At 34.5% G+C, this 12,744-nt stretch carries 7 protein-coding genes; 6 read left to right on the top strand and 1 reads right to left on the bottom strand.

Going from position 1 to position 12,744, the window contains the following annotated elements:
- Positions 1 to 52: 52 nt before the first annotated feature.
- Genes plsY through X928_RS08235 form a run of 6 tightly spaced genes read left to right on the top strand, consistent with a single transcriptional unit; the run spans position 53 to position 8,040 of the window.
- Positions 53 to 661 carry a glycerol-3-phosphate 1-O-acyltransferase PlsY gene (gene plsY, locus X928_RS08260; protein ID WP_103079305.1) on the top strand — a complete coding sequence of 203 codons (609 nt, stop codon included), beginning with the start codon at positions 53 to 55 and terminating at the stop codon, positions 659 to 661.
- Positions 658 to 2,466 (top strand): hypothetical protein, encoded by a 1,809-nt coding sequence (locus tag X928_RS08255; RefSeq protein ID WP_103079304.1) that lies wholly within the window; start codon positions 658 to 660, stop codon positions 2,464 to 2,466. Before plsY ends, X928_RS08255 begins: the two co-directional genes overlap by 4 nt.
- Positions 2,459 to 2,908 carry a tetratricopeptide repeat protein gene (locus tag X928_RS08250; RefSeq protein WP_103079303.1) on the top strand — a complete coding sequence of 150 codons (450 nt, stop codon included), beginning with the start codon at positions 2,459 to 2,461 and terminating at the stop codon, positions 2,906 to 2,908. The genes X928_RS08255 and X928_RS08250 overlap by 8 nt, the downstream gene beginning before the upstream one ends.
- Before the next feature lie 28 nt (positions 2,909 to 2,936).
- Positions 2,937 to 5,447 (top strand): polysaccharide biosynthesis/export family protein, encoded by a 2,511-nt coding sequence (locus X928_RS08245; RefSeq protein WP_103079302.1) that lies wholly within the window; start codon positions 2,937 to 2,939, stop codon positions 5,445 to 5,447.
- A gap of 24 nt (positions 5,448 to 5,471) precedes the next feature.
- Positions 5,472 to 6,299 carry a 16S rRNA (adenine(1518)-N(6)/adenine(1519)-N(6))-dimethyltransferase RsmA gene (gene rsmA / locus X928_RS08240; protein ID WP_103079301.1) on the top strand — a complete coding sequence of 276 codons (828 nt, stop codon included), beginning with the start codon at positions 5,472 to 5,474 and terminating at the stop codon, positions 6,297 to 6,299.
- 34 nt (positions 6,300 to 6,333) lie between these two features.
- Positions 6,334 to 8,040, top strand: coding sequence for a flagellar basal body-associated FliL family protein (locus X928_RS08235; RefSeq protein ID WP_103079300.1), 1,707 nt, complete (start codon positions 6,334 to 6,336; stop codon positions 8,038 to 8,040).
- Positions 8,041 to 8,081: 41 nt separating this feature from the next.
- On the opposite strand, the gene X928_RS08230 is transcribed toward X928_RS08235, so the two are convergent.
- On the bottom strand, positions 8,082 to 12,545 hold the full coding sequence (locus X928_RS08230) for an acyl-CoA dehydratase activase-related protein (RefSeq protein WP_103079299.1): 4,464 nt from the start codon (positions 12,543 to 12,545) through the stop codon (positions 8,082 to 8,084).
- Between the last annotated feature and the right edge of the window lie 199 nt (positions 12,546 to 12,744).

Below are 12,744 nucleotides of genomic sequence, written 5' to 3'. Positions count from 1 at the left end.
TGTTTTTAAATTTTTAATACCTTACATATCCTAATTTCAGGGAGGAAATTATATGTCCATTGCTGCTTTGATCATCAGTTATCTATGTGGATCGATTCCTTTCAGCTTCTTGATTCCATGGAGAAAAGGGATAGACATTAGAAAAACTGGAAGTGGAAACGTTGGAGGAACCAATGTTTTAAGGACTTTGGGGCCAAAATGGGGACTCCTTTCAATAACTCTTGATTTTTTGAAAGCATTCATTCCCATTTTAATAATAAGACTTATTTTTGGCGTTGATTCGTGGGTTCCTTATTTATCTTTAATTGCCCTTGTTTTAGGTCATGACTATCCAATTTTTTTAAAATTCAAAGGTGGAAAAGGAGTGGCTTCTACATTAGGTGGTTATTTCGCATTGAGCCCAATATTAGGTGTAATATTTCTGTTAGTTTGGATATTTGTCGTATTATCGACTAAATATGTTTCTGTATCATCCCTTTTAGGTTTGCTTATAACCGCTATCTTAAGTTTTTTTTGGAATTTAAAAATGGGTATTACCTACACACTTTTATTTTTTCTGAGCTTGTATAGGCATAGATCGAATATCAAAAGGATACTATCGAATTCTGAAAATAAAGCAGACATTATAAAAATCCTAAAAAAGGAAGAAAAGATTAAATGAAAAAAGCACTTATCCCCCTTTTTATCTATCTTTTGCTGACGAACGTTTGGATATTTTCTCAAGAATTATCGGAAAGTGAGTTAAAATCTAGAGAACTATTTTCAGAAAGTCTTCAGTTGTTATTTGAAGGAGAAAAATACGAGGCACGTATTCAATTGAATCAAGCAATGAGCGGAGAAATATACATAACAGATATACCTAAACTCTGGTACTATGCAGCAAAATTGGATTTACAGTTGGGAATGATAGACAAAGCTATTCAAGACTTGGAAAATTCTTTATTATTCTCTACCGTAAATGAGGAAGCTAATACTTTGTTGAGCTTTACAGACAGCATCAAAAATTTTTCACTTTCCAACTATGCTACACCTGTACTTCTCCAAATCAGCCAAACAGCAGGGGTAAAGGATTCTTTTGAAAGATTTTATAATCCTGTAGATTGCGAGATCATCAATTCAAATTTGTACGTGTTAGATTCTCAAAATCACTTGATATTTAAAACAAGTAACTATGAAGAAGAATGGATAAGATTAGCCGAAGATAAAAATTATTATTCTATAAACGCTGACGAAAATCTGAATAGAGTTTACCTAGGTACCGATCAAGGAATTTACTACTTTGAAAGTTATTCTCCAATAGTTAGAAAGGAAATCAAAATAGAATCAACGGTGGAAAGTACGGTATTAACAAGTGAAACTGAAAACCACATGGAAGTTTTGACGGAAGATTTCCCATTTATAATTTACGATATCGATAACGCTGGAAGATTAGTCGGATACGATCCATACAACAATGAAATAAAAATCGTAGGTTACAACGGTGAAATACTTCAACGAAAAAAATTTGATCATTCAATATTATTTCTCGACGGAGCCTTATGGCACAGTAATTTATACCTTATTGATTACGCAAGTTCATCAGTTTTTAATTTCAATATATTAAAAAATGAAGTGGTGAACACCATCAAATTACCAAATAAAACTTATGTTTCTCTTGACGTTCTTCCATGGAATAAAATTTTAATTTCTTCTGTTGAAGATGGCATAGAAATTTTAAAAGAAGATGGAGATCTTAAACCAATCGATGATGATTTGAACAATGAAAATATTAGTCAATTCAGGGGAAAAATTAAAATTGAAAATGGTGTGCTTATCCTTTCAGATTTGGAAAGTAACAAGGTTTACTTGGAAAGAATAGATTCACATACTGAAAGTAACCTATATATTTTAAATTTATATGGTTTGAAGTATAGCAAAAACAACAGAACGGTGACTCTAAAAATTAATATTAACGATATCTCAGGCGAAAAAATGGATTTTTTAACCAAAAATATATACGTAATGGATTCAGGAGGAAGAGTCCCCTTTGATTATCACCGTACTTATTCGATATCAGATACTTATGAATATGAAATTAACGACCTCTTCCAAGTTCATGTGCCACAAATTAACACCGATTCGAAGATATTAACTCACGGTGAAATCAACATGGAACTAACCCCTGAAAAGACAATACCTTTTATCCTTTCAAGTAGTTCTTTATTTCACCTGTCCAATGGAAAAGAAGTGAACACAAACTTAGAAAACCTTGCCTTTATGAGCGGAGGAGGTATTATAGATCAAAACCAAGAAGAATATCTGAAAGATTATTTGAAAGTTTCTTATAAACCTATTGATTATTTAGAATACAACTTATTTCCTCCAATAATAAGCGGAATAAATCCAGCCAGTGTCTCTCTCTTATTAGAAGAAAAAATTTTAGTTGACACTCTTTTTTACTACACTGAAGGCGATATAAGTGAGTAAAGAAATGGCTTATTATTACAACCAAAAAGCGAACACTATGTTAGAAAAAGGGAATTACTTAAATGCGGTTTCATATTACAAAAAGGCGATATCTTTACTTCCCGAAGATCCAATGTTCTATCATAACATTGGTGTCTGTTATATGCTAAGTGAGGATTACGAAGAAGCTAGTATATTTTTAGAAACTGCCTTAGAAAAAGGGATAGAGTTAGACGAAACAAAACTTTACCTTGCCCATTCATTATACGAAATAGAAAAGTATGAACATATATTATCTTTAAAAGAACCTAAGAATGGACAAAATAAGATTAATTTTTTGATCATAAAATCAAAAGCCGCTTTGAAAAGTGGAAACAATGAAGAAGCAAAAAAAATAGTAAACCATCTAAAAATGGCAGGTTACGATTCCCAAGAATTGGAACTAATAGAAAAAATGATATAACAAAAAATTTTAGTGGGGAGGATAAAAAATGAAAAAAGGTCATTTTATTGTCGTTCTTTTATTTCTTTTGGTTTTACCAATTATTACTTTTTCATATAACGTAAGGATGGGTGACACCTTAGGAATTTGGGTTCTGGGATATCCTGAATATTCAATAACCGATGCAGTTGTTGGACCGGATGGAGACATCACGGTACCTCCTATTGGCAGAATAAAAGCGGAAGGTAGAACTTTAGAAGAAATCGAAAACGAAATATCGAATAAAATGGAGAGTTATATAAAAACTAATAAAGTTACGGTTGGAATCACTCAGTACGCTCCGTTTTCAGTAACGGTGTTAGGAAACACTAATATAAATGGGGTTATTGACATAAAAAACGAAAAGATTAAACTTTCGGATCTAATCGGCTTAGCTGGTGGGATAAAAGATATCACTAAATCCTCTTACACGTTGATCAAATCTCCCGATGGAAAAGAACAAAAAGTTAATATTGAATGGATCAAAAATGGAGAAGCTGGTGAAGATCCTTATATATATGAAAATTACTTTGTCCTCTTCCCTTACGATTATACAAATAAGGTCACTGTTTTTTCAGACTTCGGTACCTCATCGTTAGATTACTATGAAGGTTTGACATTGAAAACTGTCATCTCTTCCATGAATATTCCTACTAATAAGATGCCTACTAAAATAATGATTGTTCGAGAAGCAGAAATTCAAGAAGTCCCATTTGATGAAATAGTAAAAAAAGAAGATTATTCCTTACAACCAGGTGACACAGTAATAATTCCTTACAACTATACGAATAATGTTCTTGTTTTTTCTGATTTCGGATCAGCTTCTTTAGATTATTTTGAAGGCATGGGAATAAAATCTGTAATAACTATGATTTCCTCTGGTTCTGATATAAACTTACCTTTAAACCAAGTAAATGATGAAATAACTGTTGTAAGAGGGGGACAAACGTACAAAGTGTCTTTACAAAAAATTACTCAAGGAGATGATTTTCTCTTACAACCTGGAGATACCGTAATAATAAATAAATTTGAAAATTATGTATACGTAAGTTCACAAGAAATTTCACGAAGAGTCGACTTTGAAAAACAAGAAAGAGCAAACATCAGAACACTCTTAACTAAAGTTGGTATAAGTGAAGAAAATGTGGAAGAAATTCTGGTAAACAACCAATCAGTCGATTCAAATACCAATCTAAAAAAAGGTGATTTTGTTCAAATTACACTTAAGAGAAACTATGTTTATCTAAGTGGCGCATTCAATCGAGCTGGAAAAGTTGAATTTTTACCCAACGAAAAAATAAGTATGGATAAGATAGTCGGATTAGCTGGTGGTTTCAGTAATAATTTTTCAGGAAACTTGGTCATAGTGGATAATTCTGGAAGTACAAAAAGTTTAACCGTCGACCCAAATAACTTAACGGTGTTGAAAGATGTCTTAGTAAGTTCTGGCTCAACAATAATTGCCGACACAGAATTAAGAATGGCCTACATATTTGGAGAATACTCGGATGTTAAGGCCTACAATCAAGGAGAAAGTTTGTATGAATTATTGCTCCCATTAAACTTAGATGATTCCTACCGAGTTAGATATCAAATTGGTGAAAAAAATGGGACTTTAACAGCGAATGAATCTGACAGTTTAAAAAATATTCCACTCGAAGGTAAAGTCTTTGTAGAGATTTCAAAAATTGCTCCAGACCAAGTTATCGTCTACAAAGCAGGCGAAACACAAGTTATCCAACAAAAAAATGCAAGATTAATAGATGTCTTCTCATCGGTAAAAGGATTCTCTCCCGTAGACACTGGAACAATCACAATCTACCAAAACAATGAAAAGATAAAAACGATAAATTCTGAAGAATTGTTAAATAATTTAATGATGGAAATCCCTAAAGGCTCATACGTCGTTGTTCAACCGGAAGTGAGTGGTTCATATATAGCCGTTTTGGGAAATATCTCTCCAAAAAGTCTAAGAACGGATGTCCCTATGAGCTTGGTTGAGATCCTTTCTAGCTCCGCTATTGATTGGAAAAACCAAGAGAGCATTTTCATCTACACAAAAAACAATGAAGAAATAAAAGTCGATATAAAAGACGTAGATTCACTAAGAAATGTACTTGTTAACCCTGGATCTATAGTCTACGTACCACCGGCAGAAGAGCAAGTCGTTTACGTCTTTGGAGAAGTGGCAAAACCCGGTATTATCCAATACAATGCAGGAATGACAGTACTAGACGCTATACTCAAAGCCGGAAACGCCTCTCAATCAGCTCAATTAACAACGGTATACTTATTCAAAGACGGTCCAGAAAATCCACCTGTAACTTTAGATTTATCTGGTATCATAAACGCATCGCCTGTAAAAACTGGGATGAACCCAGAAGTAAAACCAAAAGACATTATCTACATTCCAAAAAACACACTTACCAACATCGTGGAAGTTATGAGTACAGTACAAACATTCATGAGTTTTATTAACGCGGGCTTCGATACATACAAAAATGTTTCTGGTCTTTTTTAATAAAACAAGAAGGGTGAAATTTGTTTGAAAACTTCTGAATGGCTTAAGAAGTACGATATCAGATTAAAAAAAGGGTTGGGTCAAAATTTTTTGTCTAACTCAAGTGTGTCTCGTGAAATAGTCCAAAAAAGTGAAATCGATGAAAATGACGTAATAATAGAAATTGGAACCGGCAACGGAATTCTCACAGAAGAGATAGCAAAGAAAGTCAAAAAAGTAATAACTTTTGAAATTGATGAAGGGCTAAAACCATTGTTAGAAGAAAGGTTTGAAGGTTCACAAAATGTTGAAATACATTTTGAGGATTTTCTAAACGTAGACCTTTCTAAATTCAAAGATATTTCAAAACTGAAATATATTGCAAACATACCATATTATATCTCTTCAAAAATATTAGAAAAGATATTTGAAGAATCACCAAAATTTGAATACGCAATTTTTATGTTTCAAAAAGAGTTTGGACAACGGTTGATGGCGAAATCAAAAAAAAGCTACAGCCCTTTAAGTATATTCGTTCAAACTTATTGTACCGTTGAAAAAATCATGGATGTATCTAGAAATAATTTCATACCAATTCCAAAAGTTGATTCAGTAATATTAAAGTTCAATCCTGTGTATAAGTATGTAGAAGAAATAGATCCAAAAGATTTCATGAAATTTGTTCATATATGTTTTTCTAAAAGAAGGAAAACAATAAAAAACAATCTAAAGGACATAATACCGGATACGGAAAAATATCTAACTGAGGTACAGATTGATCCGTCATCTAGACCGGAAGATATTCTCTTAGAAACATATATAGAGTTGTACAAAAAATTGTTGGGGCGAAGGGGCGTTAAAGAAGGTTTCTAAAGGCAATAGTAAATTTATCTTTGGAGGGATAGAAATGGCTGAAGAGAACAAGTCAGAAAATAAGAATGAAAATAAATTAGAATACGAGAGTTTAGTCAACCAAGAAGAAAAGAAGCCACCGCAAAACAGAGAAAGGTTAATTATAATAACAACTATTATTGCAATAATTGTATTAGGTATCGTGATTATATTTTCCCTGTTGTTTTTTGGTGGAAAGTACAATGTAACGATCAACTACGAAATAGTAAAATCAGAAGATCTGCAAGAGCCTTACAATGAAATAAAAGTTGAATTGATTGGAGCCAATACTTACGAAGCATCTTTCCCCGTTGGAGAAAGTATAGAATTAACGTCGATAGAAGAAGGAACTTATCAGCTAAATATCATGGCAGTCAATGATTCTGGACTCGCGTACTACTATTATAACAACCCAGAATTGTTTGTGAATGAAGATAAAACAATAAACGACATAAAACTTGAAAAATCACCTTTAAAATATCAAATAGATTACAGATGGGATAATAACGATTTGTACATAACGCTCCCACAAGATTATGACCAATATTTAATTTATAGAAGAAACAGTGATGGAATTTACGAACCTTTTAGAACGTCCACCCAGAATACCATTATTTTAAGTTCAGTGCCTTCAGAAGGATTGGATCTCAAATTTGCTGTTGTTAAAAACAACATGGTTTATGATTTTTCTGAAAACTATTCTTTTCAAAAAAATAGTTCTCCAAATAGCCCTATAATCTTATCTCCATCTGCAAATCAACAATTAAGCGAGCCGAATGTGTACTTTGTGTGGCAAGCGGAAGATCCCGATGGAGATTCCTTGGTTTTTGACTTGTATTTAACCGCTGATTCTGAACAGGAGCAACTCATAGCAGAAAATATCAATACCTATTTTTATCAATTTAATTCCTTGGAAATGGGAAAAAATTACACCTTAAGAATTGTAGCAAAGGATCAAAAAGGCGGAGAATCTACCTCTCAAATACGCTTTTCCACAAAAGTAATACCTGAGGAAAAAGTTTATCTTTACTCCCCAAGTGGCGAAATGGGAGTAACTATATATGAAGTTACAGATCCAAATAATCCCCAAGAAATTGCCACAATAGACACGCCTGGAAACGTTACAGATGTAATTAATCACGACAATTATCTTTATATACTGAGATATATGGATGGATTAAGCATCGCAGAAATGAGCGATCCTAACACTCCCAGGCTACTAGAAAACTTGAATTTAGAAGGTATTAACGGTATTAAAATCGCCAATGGCTATTTATACGCTAGATTTGAAAATGGACAGGTTAGTGTATACTCCATTAAAGATAATCCACGTGATCCTGAATTTCTGGGATACACTGACATCAAATTCTATGGTGCCCTAGAACCTGAAATCAGGTATATTCAAACTCAGCAAGACTTAAAAGTTGAAATTATAAAAGGAGAATACCCAGTTAGAATCAACCTTAACAACCGTGTTTTTGTTGCGGAATATTCCTTATTAGTTGCCAACGCAGATATGAAAGAAACCGTGGAAAATTCCTTTTCGCAGGTTTTTGACACTCTTAGACTCATATTCTCAACTTATAAGCCTGAAGATTTTAGAAACAGTGAGAAAATTGCCGAAATTGAGAACAAATTGCTTTCGGCTTTAAATGAATTGTTCAAAACAAACACTACCAACGGTATAAAAGAAGTAACTTTAGATGTTTCTAGAGTTGAATAATTTTCACTTTAGGTTCTCTTTGCTAAAGGGAGAGTAGATCCTTATTTTGTCAATTTTTGTTTGAGATAGCACTGTTCTCTGAATGCTGCAATTTCAGCTTCGAGATTCGTATTGGCAGAATCTCCAAAAAATGCATGAATCATGGGAACAACTAATGAAGGATCTCGTTTTGATATTTCTTTGGTGATGGCATCCATTTTTGCCATCGCCACTCCTTCTTGCATACAAGTAAAAGGACCGACATGGAATATCCCAGAGACCCGTTGCCTGCCGTTTGTTAATTCACCATTTAAAAATTTTAGAAATATTCCAATTACTAATGGTGATTCTCCTACAATATCGCCGTGGTACTTTCTACTATTTTGCATATCATCGATGATTTTTTGAGGTTTAGGTAAAACAGTGTGGTCTTTAGAATACGCCCCAAAAATTTTTTTGAAACGCCAATCGGTGAAACCCATATAATTATCCACAAATCGGAAAAGTAAGTTGGGGTTTCTTCTTTCGTTAATGTAAATTACATATTCTAACCATTCAGCTATAGTTCCCCTGATTATTCCTAACCTTTCTTCTTCTATCCTTTGCATTACATAATCTGTGTAAGGATCATGTTGTCTTGAATATATCTCCCCAATGTACAATACTAAAGGAAGTGAATGCTCTTTTGCACTTGGAGATAACTTTGTGAAAGTATCTATAGCATCTTTCACCCATCTTTTTAGATATTTTATAGATCCACCTTTTTCTATGAGTAATTGTTGTAAATTTTCCCAGAGTTTTTGGGTAGTTTCGTCGAAATGAGAAAAATCATCTGCGTATGGTCTGAACCTTCTGATTAAATCATCTGTCATATCCGCCATTTTTATTGCTCTGAATACGTTTATTAATGCATCGGCTTTTTGGTAAAGGGTTTTAAACTGTTCTGGTGCCTCTATCTGTAGGTAACCCGTATCAACAGAAGGGCTGATTATAGGGATGTTGTCAAGTCCCTCTTTATGTAAAAAAATCTTCAGCACTTCTCCATATTTACCAAAACGGCATGGGCCAGAAGTGGTCGGTAAGAAAATAACAGTATTGTCATTTATCCAATCTTTTCCTTTATCTTTGGCTATTTCTTCCAAGGTTGCCATCGCATCACCAACAACACCTCTTAAGGGGAAACAAACTTCCGTAGTGATGAACTTATCGGCCGCTTCTTTAGCTTGAACTGTGGCTGTGGGTAAGACCTTCGCTTCTATTCCGTAATGTTTTAGCATAGCTTTTCCCAGGTTACTAGCCTCACCCATGTAAGGAATGAGCCACTGCCTTTGTCCTAATTTTAATTTGTCCTTATGACCATCTGGGAATAAGACAAAATCTTTAAACTCTAAATCTGTTTTTGGCTTGCTCTTTTTCACCACTCGATCGTGGGCCTCAGCCCTTGTAACAAAGGGGGCGTTGTTAGTTTGAGCATCTGTTACTAAATGCAAAAACGGTTTGTCTGCTCTTTTGAATATCTCATCTTCATGATAAAATTTCACCGAATCTGGTCCGCAAGCAAAATTCATCTGTCTTATTGGAAATAGTTTTGGATGTTGTGCCACAAATATAGAAGCTTGGAGAATATGAGCATTTTGATACCAGTATTCGTTGAAAGAAAGATCATCTATGGGAATATCCTTGTAATACTGTTCCAAAAAAGTTTGTGGAATATAATTCATACCTCTTTGCTTGGTGAACATAGAACCTGATTGTGAAGAAGCCTGAGGGTCTAGTACAACATAATCTCTCCCCAATCCTACATACCCTATCTCTTCATTTTTTTCTAATTTATTTAAGAATCTTTCCCCTTGTTTATGTAAATCGCTTTTGAACGATTCTAACTTTTGATCCGCATAATCCATAGCTTCCATTATCTCTTCTTTGGAAATATCGTAACCAATTCTTTTTAATTCGTCGTATATAGCTTGAGCAGATCTTTCTTTATCTTTCCAGTAAAGAACAGGAAGGATCTCCCTGTCTTCTTCCAATCCCAAGATGTCTTGTAACAAGTAACCTTCAGCCTCGGTATATATACAGAATTTTCTCATTGGTTTTTTATCTCTCACTTCTTCAATAACCGAAGGATTAAACAGGTGTTTTATCCTTTTATCCTTTGCCATCAGATCGCCGTGACCTATAACAAGTTTCATCGCTATACAAAACTCTGTAGGAGCAATATTAATACCTCTTTGAGCGATTTCTTCATCTGAGATTGGAGAGATTACTGGTAAAAATCCAACTTTACTCAACAATGCGGCAGACCAAATACCTATTTCTCCTAAGGTTACTCCAGCTCTGTGAATACCTACCGTTTTTTCATTATCGACATTTATTTCGTCCAATTTTTCGTATTTTATTCCTTCGAAATGTTTTTCAAACAATCTATGGAAAATTTCAACATAATCTACTTTTACCTTTTCTGCCCCTTCACTGTTACCTCTTGGGCAAAAACCACCGGTTATAACTTTTTCGCCTGCTATAGTAAAGATTTTTAATTTGCAGTTTCTTACCTTGCAGGACAATTTGCCGAAGTAATCTGAGCACATTACCTCTTCTTTTTCAAATTTCATATCCACTACTTCAAATCCTCTGAAAGCTGAGCGTACTTCTTTTCCTTCTTTTTTCAGCTTCAGTATCTCTTCTCTTAGGAAAAGACCAGCTCCCCATGCTCCAAACAATTCTCTGTGGGGATAGGCATATATATCTTTGTTTGTAACTTGTGCCATTGCCGCCAGGAAAGCTTTGCCCAAGGCCGGTCCACCTTGACAAGAGCATTTGTTTTGGACATGTTGTGGACCTCCAACAAACTTATTAAAATAACTAGCTGCGGTGGATCTTACTATCGCTGCCGCTATCTCTTCTTGCGAAAAGCCCTCGGAAATTAAACGGTTTTCTTCCATTTCCATGAAAACGCCACATGTAGAATCTATAATTGGCACTTTTTCTGCTTTTAATGCTGCTTCTTGTAGTGTTGATTTGACATCTAAGCCCAACAACTGGGCCATATTTTCCAATGTTTGACCTGCCCCCGCTTGACATGAGTAATTCATCCTAGCCTCTTTTATCTGATCTGTAGCTTCTTCTCCATTAAGTTTGAAAGAAGTGAACTTCATATCTTGTCCGCCGATTTCAAATATCGTGTCTATTTTTTCATCGTGGAATTTAATTCCCTTGGCATGGCATGTGACTTCATCAACGGCTCCATCTAAAACTGTGTATCCTTCCTCTTCTAAAGTTTCTTTTTTCTTTTGACTTACCAAGATTCTTTCGTACAATTTTCTGGCTGATCCTGTGGTACATACTCCAAGCACATTATAATTGTCAGATTTTTTGGCTAAATGTCTAAATACTTCTTTAAGAGCTCTTTCTGGATCACCATGGGTGCTGATATAGATCTTGTCTAAAAGGGCTCCCGTTTCAACGTCTACAATAGCAGCTTTTGTGGTAGTTGAACCACCGTCTACACCAATGGTGACGTCTCTTACCACATCAGGTTGCACTTGCTCAATTTTTCCTTCGTAGTTGTGGACTTTGTCAAGGAAGGCATAAAGAGGTTTAGCATAGGGACGTTTACTCTTCGTAAAATTAGAAATTTCAGAAAGTCTGTTAAAATCTATCACAAATTTGTTCTTCTTTTCTAACGCTTCCAAAGCTATTCCAATTGCTCCAATCCCCGTATGGTACTTAGGCCTTTTTACATTTAAATTTGTCAACATATTGAAACTTTTTAGGATGTAGTCACTTGAGAAGACTCCGCCCGTAGCGATTGCAGAAAGAGAAGTATCAAGTTCCCTAGCTCCAATCACGTCATTTTTATAATTCCTAGCTACTGTAGAATACAATTTTGCAACTAAAAAGGGCCTTTGAGCACCTTCGTTTTGTTCGTGTATCAAATCTGATTGAATCACAACACCACATCTGGCGTTGAAGCCCTGAATATCGCTGTAATCTTTCACCTCGTCCTCTGCTTGTGCATATATTTTTTTCATTAGCTCGATTTTTCGTGAGTAATCATCTATTTGAAAAAACTCAGAATCGTTTTTTAAGTATAATCTTTTCAATTGTTTTTCTACTAAGATTCCCGAACCACCACCACATTTGCTGTTAGCTGACCATTCCAAAAGGTTCACCTTTTCTTTAAGATGTCCAAGTCTTAGAAAATAAGAATCCTTTGCTCCAATGTGGAATACATAGGAAACATTTGGTTCAAGAAAAGAAGCACCTTTGGGGATAGTAACGCTCTCGTAATCAAACAAGAGTTCCGGAAACACTTTGTTGAAAAGTTGTGCGCCTATTCCGGTAAAAGAAGTGGAAAGTATCTCCCCATCCAATTCAGGCTTTATCGATTCCCAAATCTCGGGTAACCTTTTTAACGGCACACCAAAATGTGGAATACTTTCTTTAACGTATTTTAGTTTTCCTTCTTCATCAATGACCGCTACATGAATACTCGATGAGCCAATATCAAACCCAACGTAATACATATACCTTTTTCACTCCCTAAAATTATAAAATTTTTCTTTAAAAACTCTAAAACCTACTTTAGCGCCCATTTACCCCACAGCCCACCCCATCCTTTTTCTTCTCACTATTATGATATACCTTTTTACAATCATAATCAAGTTTCTTAAGATCTTATAACATACAAAAAAATTAAGCCCCATAAAGGGGCTATAAATTCTA

It is taken from the genome of Petrotoga miotherma DSM 10691 (assembly GCF_002895605.1).
GTDB classification, from domain to species: domain Bacteria; phylum Thermotogota; class Thermotogae; order Petrotogales; family Petrotogaceae; genus Petrotoga; species Petrotoga miotherma.
The sequence above is the reverse complement of the archived record's forward strand: the minus strand, read 5'-3'. Positions and strand labels throughout refer to the sequence as shown.